This is a genomic window from Candidatus Thermokryptus mobilis, assembly GCF_900070205.1.
Taxonomy (GTDB): Bacteria; Bacteroidota; Ignavibacteria; order Kryptoniales; family Kryptoniaceae; genus Kryptonium; species Kryptonium mobile.
The window spans coordinates 58,067-79,106 of the sequence record NZ_FAOO01000003.1 but is presented as its reverse complement, the minus strand read 5'-3'; the positions used below and the strand labels follow the sequence as shown (position 1 = coordinate 79,106).

Sequence of the window (21,040 nt, the reverse complement as noted above, 5' to 3'; positions counted from 1 at the left end):
AACTCCCTTTTAATTTTTAAACTCAATAAATTCCCTCTTGAATTTTTCCCATACATCGTTATCAAATCCCTCTAAGACACCTTTGATAATAAGTCCACCGTCAGCAAGCGTTGGTTCAACGGTTGGAGAAAACCTTGGTGCTTCACGGCTAATGAATTCCCTGAATCTTTTTAACTCACTCCTCAACCATCGGCTCGCTTCACTACCCACAAAAAGATTTTTCAATTCCACTGCTATATCATCTGGCTCAATCATAACGATCCAACCTTTAAGATACGGGTCTTCCAAAATTTCACTTGGTCTTTCAAGAACCTCAGTATTTACAGCTGTAATCTTACCGCTAATTGGCGAACAAAAAGTCAACTCCCTCCCATCTTGTCGTATTTTAAACAAGGCATCTCCACTTTTTACCCTTTCCCCAACTGGTAAAACTTCAATTGAATCCACCCTACCTAGAACCTTCGCTATAAAATCATCAACGCCGATATAAATTTTACCCGAGAAAAGAAGCTCAATCCAAGTATGAAACTTGCTAAAAAAGTAACCTCTTGGAAGAATAAAACTATCGGGACTTAATACAACCTCCCGAATAAGGGCTTCGCGTTTTCTTTCAGCCCTTTGAACAAAGTAGTCAATCATCAAACAGACCAAAATTGTTGCTATTACAAAAAGTGCTACCATGGTTTAATCCTGATTTTGTTTTTTCAATAAGTTATTTATGCAAAAGATATGCCACTGTTTCTTCGTTCGTAAAATCAATAAATAAACAACACCCAAGAAAGGGTCCCGTTGATTTATTCTACATACCACGAAAAGATGTTAAATAAATCTTTGATAATTAATCAAAAAATTTATGTTAAAAAACTCAACATATCTGATAAAAAAGTCAACACAAAAACTCCCTACTTTGTATAAAAACAAAAGAAATTCAAAAAATTTCCATGGCATAATTTTTGCAATTCAGATGAGTGCATTTAAAACAAAAATAGTTTAGTTCGCAATGAAAGGGAAATTAACACGTAAAAAATTTCTTGAACTCACAACAAAAGGGGCAATCGGAACTGCACTTGCGGTTTCAGCTGTTAAGTTGTCAAAAGCTGAAACTAAACAAACTTGGCCCTACCCATATCAACAACTTGACCCAGAGTATGTAAGAAAACTTGGACATCAATTCTATTGGACAGGAAAGGGTTGTTCCTACGGGGCATTTCACGCGATTGTGAAAGCATTGGCTGAAAAAATTGGCGAACCATTTTCATCCTTTCCAACCGATATGCTAATCTTTGGGCATGGTGGAGTTGCGGGATGGGGCGGAACTTGCGGAGCGTTGATAGGAGCTGCTGCTGCAATTCAGCTTGTTTGTGACAAAACAACCGCTGATAAACTAATCCATGAGCTTCAAGGTTGGTATACCCAAACGCTCTTCCCGTCGGACATAAGCAACCAATATGCCCAAAGTGGACAATTTTTCGTTCATAAATATGATAATCCACTACCTCAATCAAGTTGCGGTTCTGTGCTCTGCCATATTTCAGTGACCAAATGGTGCGACGCCTCGGGTTATAACTCAAGCTCAACTGAAAGAAAAGAAAGATGCGCTCGCTTAACTGGAGATGTTGCTGCTTACGCTGTAAAACTTTTGAACGACTGGTTCTCGGGTCAATTCCAAGCAACATATCAAGAACCGGGTACAATCTCCGGCTGCATGGCTTGCCATGGGACGGCTTATAAAGATGATGTGAAAGCAAAGATGGAATGCACCCAATGCCATAAACCGAACTGGGCTCACCCCCAAACCAAAGTTGAGCAACTCTCAGAGGTCGCATTTATGTTCCGCCTCGGTCAAGCATATCCAAATCCATTTAATCCAACAACAAACATTGAATTTTCAATACCGAAATCATGTGATGTTCGGCTTGAAGTCTATGACTTGAGCGGAAAGATAGTAAGACGCTTAATTGATGGCATAAGATATGAACCCGGCGTTTATAAAGTAACTTGGGATGGAACGGATGACCACGGAAATCGTGTAGCAAGTGGAGTTTACATCTATAGAATGACCGCTGGAAATTACACAGCAGCTAAAAAGGTTGTTTTAGCAAAGTAAGGGGATAATGTAAAAACTAATTAGCCCCGACATATGTCGGGGCTTTTTTATTAACTTGAAAATTTAAGCCCTTTTGATTATATTTTTTAATGAATACTGCCCCGTGGTGTAACTGGCAACACGCCTGACTCTGGATCAGGTAATCGAGGTTCGAATCCTCGCGGGGCAGCTTCCCTTATTCAACCCAAGTTAACCATCCATATTTATCGTTTCCATTTTCTACTATGTCAAAGAAAGCGCCTTGAATTGCCTTTGTCACCTCACCTGGCTTTCCACATCCAATTTTAATTCTATCAACACTTACAACAGGGGTTATTTCAGTTGCTGTTCCAGTCATAAAAATTTCATCGGCGATATAAAGCATCTCCCTCGGTATAAGCGCTTCACGGACCTCAAAGCCGAGGTCTTTAGCAATTTGAATTACAGACATCCGTGTTATCCCGGGCAATATCCCAGTTGAAATAAATGGCGTGTAAATTACACCATCCTTAACTATGAAAACATTTTCACCGCTTCCTTCACTTACAAAACCATGATAATCAAGCGCAATTCCCTCTGCATATCCATCTACAACCGCCTCCATTCTGATAAGTTGAGAGTTCATATAGTTTGCCCCAACCTTTGCCATCATAGGCAGTGTATCGGGCGCAGGTCTTCGCCAGCTTGAAACTTTAACATCAACACCATTTTTTATTGCTTCCTCTCCAAGATATTTACCCCACTCCCAAACAGCTATGACTACATCAATTGGACAATTCAGCGGATTAACACCAAGCTCATAATAACCGCGAAACACTATCGGACGAATATAACACGCTTTCAATTTGTTAACCTTGATTGTCTCAATAACAGCTTGCATGAGTTCATCAAGTGTGTAAGGAATTTCAGCCCTGTAAATTTTCACTGAATCATAAAGTCGCCTCAGATGTTCTCTAAGGCGAAAAACCGCCGAACCTTTTTTCGTGTTATAGCATCTTATGCCTTCAAACCAACTTGTCCCATAGTGAATGACATGGGACAGAACATGGATTTTTGCATCATCCCAATTGACAAATTTTCCATTCATCCAGATCTTCTCTACTTTTGGTAGTGGCATGGCTTATTTGAGTTTTTTTGTGTATATGCGGTATTTTTTATAGGGGGTTGACCCCAAATTTTCTGCAACTCTTTTCATCGGTTCATTATCTTCAAGAACCCAACCAAGCTCAGCAGCAGTGTAACCAAGAGCAATGCCATTTTTAATTGTATAGTAGTAAAACGCTGCATCTATCCCCGAGAAACGGTATTCGTGAATTAACCCCATTATCAGAACGCGAATCATTGTAATTTTTTTCATATATCTAATCAATTTGAAAATCCCAAACGGGAACAATCTTCCGTTGAGATGTTTCAACGCTTGATTTATATCTGGAATTGAAAGCGAAAAACCAATCGGTTTGTCGTTCACCTCGGCAAAAAGAGCGATTTCAGGGACAACTATTTGTTTCAAGCCCTTTGCAATATGATTTATCTCATCGTCCGTTAGAGGAACAAATCCCCAATTTTTACTCCAGGCGTTGTTGTAAACCTCTTTAACTTTTTTGACCTCTTCATCAAAATTTTTCAAATCAACTTGTCGTATTTTCGCATTTCTCCTTTTCAAGACGAGTTCAACCCCTTTCTCAAGCCTTTCCATAACTTTTGGTGTCAACATCTCTTGTGAAATGTAATAGGAATACAAATCCTTTGCTTTCTCAAAACCATAACTCTCGCAAAGTTCAGGATAATAATCATAATTGTAAGGCATCATAACACAGGGTGGCTTGTCAAACCCTTCAATCAAAATACCACAAGAATCATTCGTTGATGGATTTACAGGACCCCTTATCTCATCAAGACCTTTTTTAATTGCCCATTTCTCAACTGTTTCAAAAAGTCGTGAAGATACCTCTTTATCATTCACGCTCTCAAAAAATCCAAAAAAACCGATATTCTCGTTATGAAACTGATTATGATTGTGATTTAAAATTGCAGCTATTCTTCCGACAACCTCACCATTTTTGTAAGCAAGGAAAAATTCCGCCTCGCTATGTTTATAAAACGGATTCTTTTTAATATCAACAAGGTCTTTTTGTTCAATTAAAAGTGGCGGGACCCATTGGGGATGGTTTTTGTAGAGTTGGTAGGGGAATTTGATAAATGTTAAAATATCTTTCCGGGTCAAAGCCCGGCGTATTTCAATTGCCATTTTTTCACCTTTTATTTTTTAATCAATCAAAGCTAGTTCTTTCCCAACCTTTTCAAATTTTTCAATTACTATGTCAAGGTGCTTATCCTCATGAGTTGCCATAAAGCTTAACCTTAAAAGTTGCATCCCTTGTGGGACCGCTGGACTTATGACCGCATTGACAAAAACGCCGTTATCAAAAAGTAATCTCCAAAACTTAAATGTCAATAGGTCCTCACCTATGACGACCGGGACTATCGGTGTCTGCCCGTCAAGTACTCTAAAACCAAGGTTCTTCAGCTCACGTCTTACCTTATTTGCATTGTAATGAAGTCGTTCAATTCTTTCTGGTTCGGACTTTATTATCTCAAGTGCTTTCAAAACAGCAGCGACTTGTGCCGGGGTCATACTTGCACTGAAAATTAAAGCAGGGGAGTGATGCTTAATGTAATCAATCACTGGCTTTTCACCAGCTATGAAACCACCCAAAGAGGCGAAACTTTTACTGAAAGTTCCCATTATAATATCAACTTCACTATCAAGCCCGAAATGATTCGCGGTTCCGCGTCCACCCTTGCCAAGGACCCCAAGCCCGTGAGCATCGTCAAGCATTATTCTCGCGTTATACTTGCGAGCTATTCTGACAAGCTCTGGCAAATTAACTATGTTCCCACTCATACTGAAAACCCCATCAGTGACTATCAATTTGCCAGCTTCAAGAGGAAGTTTTGAGATGACTTCCTCAAGATGTTGCATATCGTTGTGCCTATACCTAACTAAAACATCACTACCCCACAAACCCTTTGATATCAAGGTTCCCTGAACTATGCTTGCGTGATTATCCTTGTCTGATAAAACATATTCATCTTTTCCGATCAACGGAACAATTGCGCCTTGATTTGTTTGAAAGCCAGTGCTGAAAAGAAGAGCCGCTTCTTTCCCGACAAACTCAGCAAGTTGCTCTTCAAGTTTGATATGAATATCAAGCGTCCCGTTTAAATATCTTGACCCCGAGCATCCAGTTCCATATTTTTTAATTGCTTCAATTGCTGCTTCTTTAACGCGAGGGTCTGTTGTCAAGCCGAGGTAATTGTTTGAGCCAGCCATAACTATCTCCCGACCGTCCATCTTAACAATCGGACCGTAATTCTCATAAATCGGCTGGAAATAAGGATAAAGCCCCATCGCTTTAACTTCTTCGTGCCTTTTGAAGGCATAACATTTGTCAAAAAGATCCAATTTCTACCTCCATAATTAATTTTTCTCCTTCAATTTTACTTTAATATAACTCAAGCGATGGAAAAAATCAATGGGTTTTGGGGAGTTTGATTTTTTATTTGCAACTTTTTATCTTTACAAAAATTTTTATGGAGACGGTAGATGCGGGTGAAGGAAAAAATCATGGATGAAAACGATATTGAAAGAACTTTAAACCGCCTAGCTCACGAAATAATAGAAAGAAACAAAGGCACGAAAAACATCGCCATCGTAGGAATAAGGACAAGAGGTGAATTTTTAGCTAAACGTCTGGCGGAAAAAATCTCAAAAATTGAAAAAACACAAATCCCCGTCGGCGTCCTTGATATAACATTCTACAGAGATGATGTCCGACTAAAATTAAGACAGCCAGAGGTTAAAACAACAGAAATAAATTTCACAATTGACGACAAAGACATAATACTTGTTGACGATGTGTTATTTACTGGAAGAACCGTAAGAGCTGCGCTTGATGAGTTGATTGATTTTGGCAGACCCAAAACGGTTCAACTTGTCGTTTTGATAGATCGCGGTAACAGGGAACTCCCAATTCAACCCGATTTTGTCGGTAAAAAAATTAAAACGAACTTAAACGAGGAGGTAAAGGTAAGCCTACGAGAAGTGGACGGAGAGGACTCCGTCCTCTTAATTGAACACGATTAAGCCGAAACCGTTTGGTTTCGGCTTTTTTGTTTATTATAAACAAAACTTGGAAAAACTATGCCTCTTAAGAGTCGCCATCTTCTGGGTCTTGAAGGTATGCCGAAGGAAGATATTGAACTCATTCTCAATACAGCGGTCTCATTTAAAGAAGTTCTTGAAAGACCCATTAAAAAAGTCCCAACCCTGCAAGGGAAAACCATTGTAAACTTATTTTTTGAGAGCTCAACGAGGACAAGGATTTCATTTGAACTTGCTGAGCGAAGATTATCAGCCGATGTCGTCAATTTCACAACCGCTGGAAGCAGCATAGCAAAGGGAGAAACCTTTAAGGATACGATTAAAAACATTGAAGCGATGAAAATTGACATGGTTGTGATAAGGCATTCATCTTCAGGTGCTGCACATTTTCTTACAAAGATAATTGATGCGAATGTCATAAACGCTGGAGATGGAACTCACGAACATCCAACCCAAGCCCTTCTTGACATATTCACAATAAGAGAGAAGCTCGGTAAAGTTCAAGGCATAAATGTCTGCATAGTTGGAGATATACTTCATAGTCGCGTTGCAAGGTCAAATATATTCGGTCTTAAAACGCTTGGGGCAAATGTTTCAGTATGCGGTCCAGAGACGCTAATACCAAAAGAGATTGAAAAACTCGGCGTTGAAATTTATCATAACATTGAAGATGTGATTCCAAAAGTTGATGTCTTAAATGTCCTACGACTCCAACTTGAAAGACAAAATTCTGCCTTCATCCCATCGCTTCAAGAATATCACAAACACTTTGGCATAACCCGGGAAAAGCTTGAAAAAGCAACGAAACCAATTCTGATAATGCACCCAGGACCGATAAATCGCGGAGTTGAACTATCTTCAGATGTAGCCGATAGTGAACATTCTGTCATACTTGAGCAAGTAACTAATGGTGTGGCTGTGAGAATGGCAATTCTTTATCTGCTTGGGACGATGGGAAATTAAAAATAAAATTTCTCTACAAGATGAAAATTCTTTTCAAAAACGCACGCATAATAAACCCTGCACAAAAACTTGATGAGATTGCGGACATTCTCATAGTTGACGGAAAAATTGAAAAAATAGGTAAAATTGAGGAAAACGAAAATTTTCAGGTCTATGACTTCACCAACAAGATAATTTCGCCTGGATTTATTGACATGCATGTTCATTTGCGCGAACCCGGCTTTGAACATAAAGAAACAATTAAAACGGGGATTGAAGCTGGTGCGAATGGTGGATTTACAGCCCTTTGTTGTATGCCGAACACAAACCCAACAGCTGATGACCCAAGCGTAATTGAATATGTTAAGAAAAAATCAAAAGAAGCGCTCGGTGGAATCGTTGATGTTTATCCCATCGGAGCGATAACAAAAAGAATTGAGGGACTGGAGCTCGCACCCATTGCTGAACTTGTTGAAGCTGGTGCAATTGCTTTCTCTGATGACGGAAACTGCGTCCAAAATTCAAGCGTTATGAGAAAAGCATTTGAATATATCAGCATGTTTGACAAAGCTATAATCCAGCACTGTGAAGATAAAACGCTTAGTGGAAATGGACTTGCTAATGAAGGATACTGGTCAACAATTTTAGGTTTAACTCCATATCCAGACATAAGCGAAGAAATAATTCTGTATCGCGACTTGAGATTGTTAAGTTATCTCAAACCAAAGATAAAGAAAGAAAAATATCACATCGCACATATAAGTAGCCGTGGCTCCATTGAACTTCTAAAAAAATTCAAAGATGCAGGTTTAAACATCACCGCTGAAGTTACCCCCCATCATTTACTTTTGACAGACGAAGATATCTGGAAATCCAACTATGACACAAATCTAAAAGTTAACCCACCTCTCAAAAGTGGAGACGATGTTGATGCCTTGGTTGAAGCTCTTAAAGACGGTACAATAGATGCGATCGCAAGCGACCACGCTCCGCATGCGCCCGAGGAAAAAGAATCCGACTTTGCTTCAGCTCCATTTGGAATTATAGGACTTGAAACAACCGTTGGATTAATTTTAAGTGAATTTGTAAATAAAGGGATAATCACAATCCATAAAATGATTGAGCTTTTAAGCATCAACCCGAGAAAAATTCTAGGTCTTGAACCAGTAAAAATAAGTGAAGGCGAGAAAGCAAATTTAACTTTGCTTGACCCAAATTTAGAATGGATTGTGGACGAAAGAAAATTCAAATCAAAATCAAAGAATTCCCCTTTCATCGGCTGGAAATTGAAAGGCAAACCCCTCGGAATAATAAACAACGGTAAAGTTTTTTGGTCATCACTTTGAAACTTTTAGCTTGATTTTTTCATCTAAATTAAAAAAAGTTGGTGGTAAGCTATGAATATTGAAGATACAATCCTTTCAGCATATCACTCAATAAAGAGCAACCCGATGCGCTCTTTTTTGACGATTCTTGGGATAATAATCGGTGTTGCAGCTGTAATAGCTATGGTCGCTGTCGGTCAAGGTGCTCAATATTCCGTTCAGAAACAGATTGAGTCCCTTGGGACGAATGTTCTCGTTGTATTTCCAGGAGCTCAAACGCAAACGGGAAGGGTCAGAATGGAAGCTGGCTTCACAAGTAGATTAACTATAGAAGATGTTGAAGCGATAAAAACACAATGCGATGCGGTTGCATTTGCAACTCCTATAGTCAGAACGATGAGTCAAGTTATCTACGGAAACAACAATTGGCGTACTGGAATTTACGGGGTGAATACGGATTATTTTCAGATAAGGGCTTGGGGACTTTCGGCTGGGAATTATTTTACCGAACAAGATGTGAAAGCAGGGGCAAAAGTTTGCGTCATAGGACAAACGGTTAAAAATGCACTTTTTGGCGATGAAGAAGACCCCGTTGGAAAAATAATAAGAATAAGAAACGTCCCAGTTAAAGTTGTTGGCGTCCTTGAACCAAAAGGTCAAAATGTTATGGGACAAGATCAAGATGATATAATTGTTGCGCCATACACAACCGTAATGTCGCGACTTTCAAGATTTTTCTTCATCGGATCAATCCTCGTTTCAGCTGTAAATCAAAGTTTAATCCCGGTTGCACAACAGCAAATCACCCAAGTGTTAAGAGAAAAACATAAAATTCAACCTTGGCAAGAAGACGATTTTACCGTTAGAACGCAAACCGAAATCGCCTCAGCTGCAGAGGAGACCTCAAGGATTATGACCATTTTACTTGGAAGCATTGCCTCGGTTTCTTTAATAGTTGGCGGTATCGGTGTGATGAACATTATGCTCGTCTCTGTGACAGAAAGGACAAGAGAAATCGGCATAAGAATTTCAGTTGGGGCAAGGAAAAGAGATATACTTTTCCAGTTTTTACTTGAATCTGTTGTTTTAACTGCTACAGGCGGAATTTTCGGTATAATTTTGGGGGTGGTTCTTTCAAAGATAATATCAGGTTTTGCTGGCTGGCCTGTTTTCATTTCAGTTGGAGCGATTCTCCTTGCATTTGGATTTTCAGCTGGGGTTGGGATTTTCTTCGGTTTTTATCCCGCAAGAAAAGCAGCAAACCTTAACCCGGTGGAAGCGTTAAGATACGAGTAAATTTGATATTTTCCGTTTTGAAGTTTAAATTTTTGCAAAAAAGATTCCCTAATGATAAAGAATGCAATAGCCAAGCTTGTCAGTGGTGAGGATTTAACTTTTGAAGAGTCCTATTTCACGATGAAACAAATAATGTCGGGGGAAGCAGAGCAAGCGCAAATTGCCGGTTTCCTTGTTGGATTGCGCATGAAGGGGGAGACGCCTCACGAGATAGCTGGCTGTGCAAAAGCAATGGTTGAGAAAGCAGTAAAAATTGATTTTGACGACGAAAATTTAATTGATACATGTGGGACTGGGGGGGATGAAGTTGGAACATTTAACATTTCCACTGCATCGGCAATAGTTGCAAGCGCCTGTGGCGCAAAAGTTGCAAAACATGGAAACAGAGCCGTTTCAAGCAAATGCGGAAGCGCTGATGTCTTAAAGGAACTTGGCGTAAATATTGAACTTTCCCCACAAGAAGCAAAAAAGTGCCTTGAAGAAATAGGCATTGCTTTCATCTACGCCCCGCTATATCACACCGCAATGAAATACGCCGGACCAGTAAGACAAGCGCTTGGGATAAGGACAATCTTCAACATACTTGGACCTTTAACTAACCCCGCTCAAGCAAAAAGACAAATAATTGGCGTATTTTCTGAATCACTTACGGAAAAAATAGCGCTTGTTTTAAAAGAGCTAGGGAAAAAACACGCACTTGTTGTACACGGTGCCGGTGGTATTGATGAAATCTCAATCTCAGGGCATACGAAAGTAAGTGAGTTGAAAAATGGTGAGATAAAAACTTATGAGATAAAACCCGAAGATTTTGGATTTAGAAAATGGGATTTAAATCTTATCCTTGGTGCAGATGCGAAAACAAACGCAGAAATAATCAAGAAAATTTTTGACGGCGAAAAAGGACCGCAAAGAGATGTGGTACTTTTAAACTCTGGAGCTGCTGTTTATATCGCTGGTCTTGCTGATTCAATTCAAGAGGGGATAAAAATAGCTCAAGAGGCGATAGATTCAGGAAAGGCAAAGAAAAAACTTGAAGAACTTGTCAGCATAACAAACAGCTTCAAGAAATCGTAAATCATGCTTTTAATCTCAATAGCATTTATCACAATTGGAATCATAATCTCGTCCATTGAACACGCTGTGATATCCATTGAAGATGAAGATAGGTTGAAACAAAAAACGATTAACAAAATTGAAAAATTTAAAAGAAACCCGCTCCACTTCTCCTTCAGCTCTCTCATATTAAAATTTTTTTTCTTCTTGCTTGGATTGATAATTTTGATGTTAAGTGCAAATGAGGATGTTTTATCTTTAATCGTCATAGCGATCCTCCCAATTTTTGCAATTTCGCTTTATCAAATTCTTAAAAAATTTTCAACCGAAAATCCAATTCTGATCTTGCGAACCTTTGAACCCCTTCTTTTTCTTTTATCCTTGTCGTTTAAGTTATCCTTCTTATTTAGTGAAAGCTTTGTCAGAAAAATTGTGGAATCGGATTTAAATCTTGCAAAGCGAAAATTTGAATTTCTCCTCGGCACATCTGGACAAGGTGAGATATTGGATGAAAACCAAATGTTAAAAAATGTCCTTGAGTTCAAAGACAAAACCGTTCGCGAAATTATGGTTCCAAGAACAAGGGTTGTAGCGCTTGATATAAACGCACCGAGAGAAAAAGTTATAAAGGTTGTTTTAAATGAGGGATATTCACGACTTCCTGTTTATAAAGATAACATTGACAACATAATCGGAATCGTCTATGCGAAGGACTTGATCAATTACATTGAAGAGCCGAATTTATTTGTGCTTTACGATTTGTTAAGACCTGCGTATTTCGTCCCAGAGACGAAAAATATAAGCGAACTTTTGAGGGAGTTGCAAAAAAACAAAATACATATGGCTATTGTAGTTGATGAATACGGGGCTTTCAAGGGAATTGTAACGCTTGAAGATATACTTGAGGAAATCGTCGGAGAGATACACGACGAATATGATAAAGTTGAGAAAAATTACGAGATCTTAAGTGACGGTTCAATAATAGCGGACGCTGGAATGTTGGTAAGTGACTTTAATAAAAAATTTGGCGAAGACATACCAGAGGGGACTGACTATGAAAGCATTGGCGGTTTCGTATCAAAAATCGCAGGGAAAATCCCAAACGAAAACGAAAGAATTAGATACAAAAACCTCGTTTTTGAGGTCACCAAGAGAACGAAGCAAAAGATAACTGAATTAAAAATCACAAGGGAGAGAGAAAAGTGAACTTCATTGAGAAGATCGTTGAAAGAAAAATTTATGAGCTTAGTAAAGCGAAAGAAAACTTGCCGTTAAAAGACCTGATCAAAATATCTTCTTCATCAAGATATGAAAAGAGAAATTTCGCAGAGACGATAAAACGAAATTGCGAGATAAAAATTATAGCGGAGATTAAAAAATCGTCACCGAGCGCTGGAAATTTATCGGACGATAATTTCAATCCCATTTCAATCGCAAAAGATTATGAGAAATCGGGAGCAAACGCCATATCAGTTCTCACTGATTTTGAATTTTTCAGGGGACGGAAACAATACCTTCCGCAGGTGAAAAATGCTGTTGAAATCCCTGTTTTAAGAAAGGATTTCATCATTGATGAGTATCAAATTTATGAATCAAAATATCTTGGCGCGGATGCAATCCTTTTAATCGTCAGAATAATTGATGATGTTCAACTTGAAGATTACATTTGGCTTGCAAAGGAACTTGGGCTTGATGTATTGGTTGAGGTTTACGACAAACACGACCTTGCCAGAGCATTGAAAATATCTCCATACCCCAAAATCATAGGGATAAACAACCGCAATCTTGCAACTTTCCAAACCGATATAAACATATCACTTGAGATGTCAAAATACCTTCCCGAAGATGTCATAAAGGTAAGCGAAAGCGGTATCAAAACGAGAGATGATGTGTTGAAAATAAGCGATGCTGGATTTGACGCAATCCTCATCGGTGAGACGCTAATGCGAGCAACGGACAAAAACAAAAAAATGAAAGAACTTCTATGTCTGTAATTGTAAAAATTTGTGGTATCACAAATTTTGATGACGCAATAAACGCTGTTGAATCTGGCGCAGACATGCTCGGATTTGTATTTTATCCCAAGAGTAAAAGATACATTGAGCCAGAAAAAGCAGCGGAAATCATCCGCGAGGTCTCATCGTTTGTAAATTGTGTGGGCGTCTTCGTAAATGAAAACATTGAGAGAATAAAAGAGATAATTGAAATCACAATGATTGACCTTGTTCAATTAAGCGGGGACGAGACAATCCAAATGTGTCTTGAACTTAAAAATTTCATACCCGTTATGAAATCATTTAAAGTCACTGATTCTTTTTCCTCAGATGCGTTAAGCAGTTTCAAAGTTGATTACTTTCATCTTGATTCATATTCTGATGGACTTTACGGTGGCACTGGCAAGAAATTTAACTGGGAAAATGCAATTGGTTTAGATAAGTTCGGTAAAATAATTTTAGCTGGTGGTTTAAATCCTGAAAATGTCCAAGAGGCGATTTCAATAGTTAAACCATACGGTGTTGATGTGTCAAGCGGAGTTGAAGATTTCCCCGGGAGGAAAAATCACGACAAGGTCAAGCTATTTATCAAAAACGCAAAAAGTGTTAAGATATGAAATTAAATCTCCCTGACTCAAGAGGATACTTTGGGAATTACGGAGGTAAATTCATCCCTGAGACGCTCATCCCAGCGGTTGAAGAGCTTGAGATGTGGTATATGAAGCTAAAAAACGATGAAAGTTTTCAAAGGGAGCTTGATTATTATCTCAAGCATTATGTTGGGAGACCGACGCCGTTATATTTTGCCGAAAGATTAAGTAAATATCTTGGTGGGGCGAAAATTTATCTAAAGCGTGAAGACCTTTGCCACACCGGGGCACATAAAATAAACAACACAATCGGACAAGCTCTGATAGCTAAGAGGATGGGAAAACGGAGAATAATTGCCGAGACAGGCGCTGGACAACATGGTGTTGCAGTTGCTACTGTTTGCGCGATGTTCAATTTTGAGTGCGTGATATACATGGGCGAAGAAGATATGAAAAGACAAGAGATAAATGTCTTTAGAATGAAACTACTCGGCGCCGAAGTTAGATGCGTTTCGTCAGGGAGCAAAACGCTCAAAGATGCAATAAACGAAGCAATAAGGGATTGGGTTACAAATGTGAAAAATACATTTTACATCATTGGCTCTGTCGTTGGAATGCATCCCTACCCTATGATAGTTAGAGACTTTCAAACGGTCATTGGTAAAGAGACGAAAAGACAAATAATTGAAATGGAAGGGCGACTTCCTGATGTTATAATCGCATGTGTCGGTGGAGGGAGCAATTCAATTGGGATTTTCTACCCGTTTATTGAAAATGTCCCTGATGTCAAGTTAATTGGAGTTGAAGCTGGTGGTAAAGGAATTGAAACCGGATTACACGCAGCAACCCTGAACGCTGGAAGACCAGGTGTCCTTCACGGGGCAATGCAATACCTTCTCCAAGATGAAGACGGACAAATCCTCAACACCCATTCAATCTCAGCTGGGCTTGATTACCCTGGTGTTGGTCCAGAGCATTCATATCTTAAAGACGCAGGTCTTGTTGAATACACTATAGCGACCGATGAAGAAGCCCTTGAAGCTTTTCGCCTTCTTTCAAAAACCGAAGGCATAATACCAGCTCTTGAAAGTGCCCATGCAGTTGCACACGCGATTAAAATTGCACCTGAAATGAAAAAAGACGAAATTATAATTGTAAATCTTTCAGGTCGTGGAGATAAAGACCTTGCAACTGCTATGAGATTTTTAAAAATTTAAACGGGACAAATAGATGATTCATTCAGGGATAATTTACAAAGAGGAACAAAATCCCCCACTTTGGTTTTATCTTATCTTCATCGCTTGGCTTCCGATTTTCCTTTTCTTCGCCCTGGAAAATCCAGATGAGATAAAAAATCCAGATATAATCTTTCTCGTCGTCATTCTTGCTCTTATCTTTGAGCTTTTGATAATTGGTTTGATTGGAAAACTGACGATTATCGTCCGATGGGATAAAATCCTCGTTCAAGTCGGCTTTTTAAAGCTGATAAAAAGAGAGATTAAAAAATCGGAGATAAAACAAGTCCGAGCGATTGATGGCTTTTCAAAAATGCAATATGGAATAAAGATCTTCGGTAGGACAATTGCATATATCTTCTGGGGGAAAGGAGCGGTTGAGATAGAACTAAACGAGACAAAACCAAATTCTCTACTTTCAAAACTTACAACCTTTAACAAAATAATCCTCACAAGCCAAAACCCAAATCGCCTTGTTGAGGCGATAATGTCAATGAGCTAAAACAAATATAGAACAAAACCGATGTTTCAAACTGAAAAAGCTCTCATAATCTTACCAACAAAGCTAAACGAAATCCACGGTGCAGATGGATTAACTGAGGAGGAAAAAATTGAAATTTACAAAGCAATACTTCACGACACCTCAAATTATTATGTTGAAAAAAGTAGAAACACAAAGGTCTATGTTTATTTCCCCGATTACGAGACATGCGATTTCCTTGTACCGGTTTTTCCACTCAGAGTTAAGGTATCAATCATTGAAAAAGAAAGTGGCGTATATGTTGAGAGCATTGATAGGGCTTTCAAAGAGGATTGTAGACTTGTGACGCTCGTTAAAATAACGGGTTTATTTTACCCACTTCCATGGATAAACAACGCTTACGAAGTTTTAACTCACAAATATGATGTGATTGTAACATCAATTTACAATGATAATCCGAATCGTTTGGTTGGTTTAAAAAAACTTCACGAGAAATTTTTATCAATGGTTGAAAATGAGAACGATGAACTTGACATTTTAAGGTCAGCAAGCCAACTTGATGTTTTATTTGTCCCGCTTAGAAGGATAGAATACGCAACCGATTTGAAATCGCTAAAGCAAATCTACCTTAACATCGTTAGCTCATCAAGAAATGAGGAATTCAAAAGGACAAAGCTTGTGATTTTAAACATATTGAAGAAAAGAAAAATACCGTTGCTGGATTGATGAAAATTGGAATTTTTGGCGGGACATTTAACCCACCACATTACGGACATTTAATCGTTGCCGAATTCATTCGGGAAGAGGTTGGGCTTGACAAAATCATATTCATACCCTGCTCAATTCCACCCCACAAACAAAACGATGAATATCTCTTCCAAATTGCAAGCCCAGAACATAGATTTGAGATGGTAAAACTTGCAACAACTGGAAATAAATTCTTTGAGGTCTCCGATGTTGAAATAAACCGGGGCGGTGTCTCATACACAATTGATACGGTTAATTATTTCGTTTCAAATTTCCCCAAGGAAAAATTTTATCTTTTGATAGGCGCGGATCAATTTGCCGAATTCCACACTTGGAGAAAACCCGATGAAATAGTTCAAAAAGTCAATCTCATCGTTTTTAACCGCCCCGGCTTCGTCATCCCTCAAACTGAATTTTCAAAGTTCGCCACATTTATAACTATACCTAACATAGAAATTTCGGCATCAACCATCAGAAAAAGAATCAAACTCGGAAAATCAATAAAATACCTCGTACCTCCAGCAGTTGAAGAATATATCTTCGCAAATAAATTATACATTTAACGGTTGATGACCTTATTAACTGCGTTGAGATATGGCGCAAACGACTTTTTGAAAATGAATATATCGGACCTTGGTTCAACATTTCGCATCGCAACTATATCAGCAGTGGGTTGCATCAACTTGTAATTAACTATCAAATTACGCTCACCTTCAAACTTCATCGTTGTATCTGCAACTAAAGGAACAACAATTCGTACTGTCATCGGATCAGTTTGATATTTAACTAAACCGATTCCTTTGTAAAAATACCAACGCTGTTTAAATGTGAGTGTCAAGTTTGACCCCGGCAGTTGATCAATCTTCCCGCTTAAATTGACATCCCAAATAAATTGCTCAGATTGAACCGTTTGATTCGTTATGCTGATCGTCTCATTTGCGCCCTTTGAAGCGTTAACACTCAAATTACCACTCACAGTAAGTCCACTTGCGGAATCAAGCACAAATTTCACCTGTTGATCAAACACATTCCAACTTTGGCTTGCAGGGTCAACCCACAAAAACCATTTGTTGGCGAGCGAATCTAACGGAGTACCAGTGCTTGGGAAATAAAAATAAACATAATACTTATCCCCATCCTTTGCGACATACATTAAACTAGAAGGTTGTGCATTTCTATACGAAGTTATCTCATACGCTTGTTTCCCCGCCATTATTCTTTGAGCTGTTACAACGCTTGAATCCTGCCAAACGCCAGCTGTTGAATCTGGATTCCCATTAACATCAAGAACGACACCTTTATAAATCCAGTAGTTGCCTACATTAAGTGGAATTAAATCTTGTACCAGCATTTGTGGTGAGGTCACCGTGTCTTCCTTTTTACAAGTTGCGAACAGAAAAATCAAAAAACTCAAGATTAAAATTTTCATCCTCATAGCGCCCTCCAAATTTTTTTGAAATTTTCAATACAAAAATAAAATCTTTATCGGCAAAAATAAAGTGAGTAAAATCACACAAACTTCATCTTGACTTTTTCCTTTTGATTTTTTAAAATTTTAAAAAAAAGTAAAAAATGCAAGCAAAAATTTTACCTTTCGGGTTTGCGCTAATACTTTTCATCTCTTGTTTTCAAATCGTCGGGCAAAAACCACAGAAAGTTGAGGATATATACCTACCTGACGGAGATAAAGTTGAAGTTAAAGTTTGGGTACAAGACCTTGAAATCCCATGGTCGCTTGTCTTTTTACCCGACGGAAGAGCCCTTGTGAGTGAAAGACCTGGGAGAATTCGCTTGATTGAAAATGGAAAACTTGTCCCAGAGCCATATATGATAATAAATGTTAAGCATATTGGGGAAGGCGGTTTGATGGGGCTTGCCGTTCATCCTGATTTCCCGAATAAACCATATATTTACGCTATGTATACATACGAAAGCGATGGCAAAATTTTCAACAGAGTTATAAGAATCAAAGATGAAGGAAGAAAGGGTGTCTTTGATAAAGTTATAATTGATAGCATTCTTGGTGCAAGATTTCACAATGGTGGCAGGATAAAGTTTGGTCCAGATAAGATGCTTTACATAACAACTGGTGAAATCTTCAAGGGTGAACTTGCACAAGACCTAAATTCTCTAAATGGGAAAATCCTTCGTCTCACACCTGATGGTGAAATTCCCTCTGATAATCCTTTCCCAAACTCACCAATTTATTCCTACGGTCACAGAAATCCTCAAGGTCTTGCTTGGCATCCGGAAACGGGAGATTTATTTGAATCAGAGCATGGACCATCTGGCGAATATGGTCGTTTTGGACACGACGAGATAAATATAATTGTGAAAGGTGGGAATTACGGCTGGCCGAAAGTTATAGGAGCTCCGGGTGAAAAAGAATACATTGACCCAATCGTTGTATGGAAAGATGCAACCCCGCCATCTGGAATGACTTTTTATAAAGGCGACCTTTTTGTCGCAACCTTGAGAAGCGAAGCTTTAATAAGGATAAAACTACAAAGGTCGGGAAAGAGCTACAAAGTTACAAAAATTGAAAGATGGTTTGCCTTTGATAAAAGGAGGGGAAAATATGGCAGGTTGAGGGATGTCGTCGTCGGTCCAGATGGCAATCTCTATGTTCTCACAAGCAACAGAGACGGGCGAGGAAATCCACAGCCAGGGGATGATAAAATTTATCAAATCATTTTTAAGAAATAATTCACTTTATCTTAAAAACAAGCACTGTTATATCATCGTTTTGCTCTACCCCGCGAGAAAAAGACGAAACCATTTCTCCAACTGAATTGATAATTTCGCCAGATGATAAGTTCCGATGTCTTTTTATAAACTCAATGAGCTTTTCAACGCCAAGCTCTTCACCCTTAACATTTATCGCTTCCGTTACTCCATCGGTGTAAAGAAATAAAAGGTCGCCCCTTTTAAGTTCAATCTTTCCAAGTTTATACTCACTTTCAATAACTCCGAGAACTGGACCTCCCTCATCAAGCAATGTAAATCTGGAATTTGAAAACAAAATCGGCAGGTTATGCCCAGCATTCACATATTCAAGAACAAAATTTTTCAAGTCAACCTTACAAATGAAAAACGTTATAAACTGTTCTGAAGATGTGTGCGCCAAAATCATCTTGTTCAAAAGACCAACAACGTTGACAAGATCGGTTGTGAAAAGTATAAAGCTGTGAAGCAAAGCTTGAAGATTTGACATAAGAAGGGAAGCCGATAAACCTTTCCCACAAACATCGGCTATCGCAAGCAAAACTTCATCATCGCTAAGATTAATAACATCGTAATAATCACCGCTAACTACTCTTGAAGGTAGAAATAACGCTCCAATTTCAAACCTTGGATTTTCAGGGAACTCCCTCGGTAATAAATTCTTCTGTATCTCATAAGCAAGCTCAACATCATGCCGTAAGTTTAACATTTTTAAATTCTCAATCGCATTCATAGACACTGTGAAAAAAGTTCTGATCAAGTTCTTTTCATCCTCGCTAAACGATTTTTTGCCATCCCTACCATCATATTCTAAAAGCAAAGCAAATCTTCCCATGTTGCCCTCATAAAAGAAAATCGGAGTATCGCTCCTTCCTCCCCGCTTTGAAATTTCTCTTAAAAACTTGGTCTTCACCTGTCCTTGCGGGTATGAAAAAATGATGTGAGCCCTCCCGTCAAATTTTACAATCACAACTCTATTAACCCTAAAATGCCCAATCAGGGTCAATGCAAGTAAATTTAAAATCCCACCCTCATCATTTTTCAAAAAGACATTTTGCATAAATTCGTTCAGCATCGTCAAGGTATAAACATTCTTCTTTAATGAATCTATTGAAAGCATAACTTTAAGCGAAATTGCTGTAAAGTTTGCAACAAAATTAACATATTCAATCTCCTTATTCGTAAGCTTTCCCCTTCCCCCAAGAAAGATTAAACCAAGATTTTCACTTCCGCCTTTGTAAGACCAAATCACCGGGACAAGATAATCAAAACGATTTCGCCTGATGAAACTTCTCAAATCGCGACCAAACTTTCTAATCACACTGTCATTCAATCTCGTCAAACCGTGGGGAATAAATCGCGGGTTGATTTTCATAACCGTAACACCTTCTGAACAACAAGAATAAATCGGTTTTAATTCATTTTTATCAATTATAAAGCCGACCGCTTTAGCCATTCTCAACTTCCCCATCAAAGATAGGAGAAAAACCTTAAAAACTTCATCAATTCCTTTTGCAACACTTAACGCTTTCCCCAAATTGAAAATTGATTCAAGCGTGAAAATCACTTCATCTTCGCTTCTCATCTCTACCCAAAAATTTTATTAAAACTACAACATTTTCATCTCCCTTGGATTCATATTTAACATCATCCATAAAACTATGGACTATAAACATCCCCAATTTCCCTCTTTTAACTTTTCCAGTCCGCTTGAACTTCTCAACTGGCGATTCAATTTTAACCTTTGAAGGATCAAACGGCAAACCACCATATGAGATGATGATGACAAACCTATCTTTTTCCTCTTTAACTTCAATTTTAATCTCACCGTCTGGCTTATTTCTATATGAATGCTTAATAGAATTCGTGCACACTTCATCAACCGCCAAGACAATTTTTTCTGCTTCAATCTCATCAAATCCGAATTTAATTGCATTCTTTCTTATAAATTCACGAACCTTGTGAAGGTTTTCAAGCCGGCTGTCTATTTTAAGCTCTTTATTTTCTCCTCTTTTTGGCATCCCTGCCCCTCACTTTCTCAAAAGATTTTATCGCCTCTTCATCACTTTTATAAACCTCAAATATATGCTTAAATCCGAGAAGGTCAAATATCTCATCTATTTTTTCAGACAGACAGGAAAACTTTATATCACCTTTATTTTTTCTTGTCTCGTCAACAAAAGCCATAAAAACTCCAAAGCCAGCACTACTTATGTAAGATAAATCCTTCATATTCACAACGAACTTGAAATTTCCAGAATTTATAAGGTCTCTGAACATCTGCTCAAGCTGTAGCGAGGTATAAGCGTCAAGATAGCCCTTCAACTTCAAAATCTTGATTGAATTCTTATCACTTACAAGAACATCAAAATTTTTTTCTCTTTTTCTCATTTCTCCCTCAA

General features: G+C 38.4%; 22 protein-coding genes and 1 tRNA gene. 15 read left to right on the top strand and 8 right to left on the bottom strand.

Features of this window, described 5'->3' with window-relative positions; genetic code table 11:
- Nucleotides 1-9: 9 nt before the first annotated feature.
- Nucleotides 10-681 (bottom strand): glycine cleavage system protein H, encoded by a 672-nt coding sequence (locus tag FKZ43_RS02550; RefSeq protein ID WP_140944313.1) that lies wholly within the window; start codon nucleotides 679-681, stop codon nucleotides 10-12.
- A 319-nt stretch (nucleotides 682-1,000) separates the two neighbouring features.
- Between FKZ43_RS02550 and FKZ43_RS02545 the strand changes: the two genes are divergently transcribed.
- Nucleotides 1,001-2,107, top strand: a complete 1,107-nt coding sequence (locus FKZ43_RS02545) for a C-GCAxxG-C-C family (seleno)protein (RefSeq protein WP_140944312.1) — start codon at nucleotides 1,001-1,003, stop codon at nucleotides 2,105-2,107.
- 97 nt (nucleotides 2,108-2,204) lie between these two features.
- A tRNA-Gln gene (locus FKZ43_RS02540) sits at nucleotides 2,205-2,276 on the top strand.
- Between the two features lie 6 nt (nucleotides 2,277-2,282).
- Here FKZ43_RS02540 and FKZ43_RS02535 read toward each other — a convergent pair.
- Genes FKZ43_RS02535 through FKZ43_RS02525 form a run of 3 tightly spaced genes read right to left on the bottom strand, consistent with a single transcriptional unit; the run spans nucleotide 2,283 to nucleotide 5,498 of the window.
- Nucleotides 2,283-3,203 (bottom strand): branched-chain amino acid transaminase, encoded by a 921-nt coding sequence (locus FKZ43_RS02535; protein ID WP_140944311.1) that lies wholly within the window; start codon nucleotides 3,201-3,203, stop codon nucleotides 2,283-2,285.
- A 3-nt stretch (nucleotides 3,204-3,206) separates the two neighbouring features.
- On the bottom strand, nucleotides 3,207-4,334 hold the full coding sequence (locus FKZ43_RS02530; RefSeq protein WP_140944310.1) for an N-acetyltransferase: 1,128 nt from the start codon (nucleotides 4,332-4,334) through the stop codon (nucleotides 3,207-3,209).
- 18 nt (nucleotides 4,335-4,352) lie between these two features.
- The gene (locus tag FKZ43_RS02525) at nucleotides 4,353-5,498 is read right to left on the bottom strand and encodes an aminotransferase class I/II-fold pyridoxal phosphate-dependent enzyme (protein ID WP_140944435.1); all 1,146 of its coding nucleotides are present in this window, start codon (nucleotides 5,496-5,498) and stop codon (nucleotides 4,353-4,355) included.
- A 195-nt stretch (nucleotides 5,499-5,693) separates the two neighbouring features.
- Here FKZ43_RS02525 and pyrR point away from each other — a divergent pair, with 195 nt between their 5' ends.
- The 12 genes from pyrR to nadD are packed head-to-tail and all read left to right on the top strand — an operon-like array spanning nucleotide 5,694 to nucleotide 16,477.
- Complete coding sequence (gene pyrR / locus FKZ43_RS02520; protein ID WP_140944309.1) at nucleotides 5,694-6,233, top strand: bifunctional pyr operon transcriptional regulator/uracil phosphoribosyltransferase PyrR; 540 nt, start codon at nucleotides 5,694-5,696, stop codon at nucleotides 6,231-6,233.
- Nucleotides 6,234-6,290: 57 nt separating this feature from the next.
- Complete coding sequence (locus FKZ43_RS02515) at nucleotides 6,291-7,214, top strand: aspartate carbamoyltransferase catalytic subunit (protein WP_140944308.1); 924 nt, start codon at nucleotides 6,291-6,293, stop codon at nucleotides 7,212-7,214.
- A gap of 20 nt (nucleotides 7,215-7,234) precedes the next feature.
- Nucleotides 7,235-8,539, top strand: a complete 1,305-nt coding sequence (locus FKZ43_RS02510; RefSeq protein WP_140944307.1) for a dihydroorotase — start codon at nucleotides 7,235-7,237, stop codon at nucleotides 8,537-8,539.
- 51 nt (nucleotides 8,540-8,590) lie between these two features.
- A complete protein-coding gene (locus tag FKZ43_RS02505) occupies nucleotides 8,591-9,814 on the top strand; it encodes an ABC transporter permease (RefSeq protein WP_140944306.1) in 1,224 nt (407 codons plus the stop codon).
- A gap of 51 nt (nucleotides 9,815-9,865) precedes the next feature.
- Nucleotides 9,866-10,888, top strand: a complete 1,023-nt coding sequence (trpD, locus tag FKZ43_RS02500; protein WP_140944305.1) for an anthranilate phosphoribosyltransferase — start codon at nucleotides 9,866-9,868, stop codon at nucleotides 10,886-10,888.
- Nucleotides 10,889-10,891: 3 nt separating this feature from the next.
- Nucleotides 10,892-12,073: a hemolysin family protein gene (locus FKZ43_RS02495; RefSeq protein WP_140944304.1), complete on the top strand. Its 1,182-nt coding sequence runs from the start codon at nucleotides 10,892-10,894 to the stop codon at nucleotides 12,071-12,073.
- Complete coding sequence (gene trpC / locus FKZ43_RS02490) at nucleotides 12,070-12,861, top strand: indole-3-glycerol phosphate synthase TrpC (RefSeq protein ID WP_181180220.1); 792 nt, start codon at nucleotides 12,070-12,072, stop codon at nucleotides 12,859-12,861. The genes FKZ43_RS02495 and trpC overlap by 4 nt, the downstream gene beginning before the upstream one ends.
- Nucleotides 12,852-13,478: a phosphoribosylanthranilate isomerase gene (locus FKZ43_RS02485; protein ID WP_140944302.1), complete on the top strand. Its 627-nt coding sequence runs from the start codon at nucleotides 12,852-12,854 to the stop codon at nucleotides 13,476-13,478. Before trpC ends, FKZ43_RS02485 begins: the two co-directional genes overlap by 10 nt.
- Entirely contained in the window at nucleotides 13,475-14,668 is a 1,194-nt protein-coding gene (gene trpB / locus FKZ43_RS02480) for a tryptophan synthase subunit beta (protein ID WP_140944301.1), read from the top strand. Before FKZ43_RS02485 ends, trpB begins: the two co-directional genes overlap by 4 nt.
- Nucleotides 14,669-14,681: 13 nt before the next feature.
- On the top strand, nucleotides 14,682-15,188 hold the full coding sequence (locus FKZ43_RS02475; protein WP_140944300.1) for a hypothetical protein: 507 nt from the start codon (nucleotides 14,682-14,684) through the stop codon (nucleotides 15,186-15,188).
- A 21-nt stretch (nucleotides 15,189-15,209) separates the two neighbouring features.
- Nucleotides 15,210-15,893 (top strand): hypothetical protein, encoded by a 684-nt coding sequence (locus FKZ43_RS02470; protein WP_140944299.1) that lies wholly within the window; start codon nucleotides 15,210-15,212, stop codon nucleotides 15,891-15,893.
- Nucleotides 15,893-16,477, top strand: coding sequence for a nicotinate-nucleotide adenylyltransferase (nadD, locus tag FKZ43_RS02465; protein WP_140944298.1), 585 nt, complete (start codon nucleotides 15,893-15,895; stop codon nucleotides 16,475-16,477). Before FKZ43_RS02470 ends, nadD begins: the two co-directional genes overlap by 1 nt.
- On the opposite strand, the gene FKZ43_RS02460 is transcribed toward nadD, so the two are convergent.
- Nucleotides 16,474-17,343 carry a hypothetical protein gene (locus FKZ43_RS02460; protein ID WP_140944297.1) on the bottom strand — a complete coding sequence of 290 codons (870 nt, stop codon included), beginning with the start codon at nucleotides 17,341-17,343 and terminating at the stop codon, nucleotides 16,474-16,476. The two genes, nadD and FKZ43_RS02460, sit on opposite strands and share 4 nt — an antisense overlap.
- 143 nt (nucleotides 17,344-17,486) lie before the next feature.
- On the opposite strand from FKZ43_RS02460, the gene FKZ43_RS02455 reads away from it, so the two are divergent.
- The gene (locus FKZ43_RS02455) at nucleotides 17,487-18,620 is read left to right on the top strand and encodes a PQQ-dependent sugar dehydrogenase (RefSeq protein WP_140944296.1); all 1,134 of its coding nucleotides are present in this window, start codon (nucleotides 17,487-17,489) and stop codon (nucleotides 18,618-18,620) included.
- A 1-nt stretch (nucleotide 18,621) separates the two neighbouring features.
- Here the strand turns inward: FKZ43_RS02455 and FKZ43_RS02450 are convergent, their stop codons facing one another.
- The 3 genes from FKZ43_RS02450 to FKZ43_RS02440 are packed head-to-tail and all read right to left on the bottom strand — an operon-like array spanning nucleotide 18,622 to nucleotide 21,029.
- Nucleotides 18,622-20,223, bottom strand: coding sequence for a PP2C family protein-serine/threonine phosphatase (locus FKZ43_RS02450; RefSeq protein ID WP_140944295.1), 1,602 nt, complete (start codon nucleotides 20,221-20,223; stop codon nucleotides 18,622-18,624).
- A complete protein-coding gene (locus FKZ43_RS02445) occupies nucleotides 20,207-20,659 on the bottom strand; it encodes an ATP-binding protein (protein WP_140944294.1) in 453 nt (150 codons plus the stop codon). The genes FKZ43_RS02450 and FKZ43_RS02445 overlap by 17 nt, the downstream gene beginning before the upstream one ends.
- The gene (locus tag FKZ43_RS02440) at nucleotides 20,637-21,029 is read right to left on the bottom strand and encodes an STAS domain-containing protein (protein WP_140944293.1); all 393 of its coding nucleotides are present in this window, start codon (nucleotides 21,027-21,029) and stop codon (nucleotides 20,637-20,639) included. The genes FKZ43_RS02445 and FKZ43_RS02440 overlap by 23 nt, the downstream gene beginning before the upstream one ends.
- Between the last annotated feature and the right edge of the window lie 11 nt (nucleotides 21,030-21,040).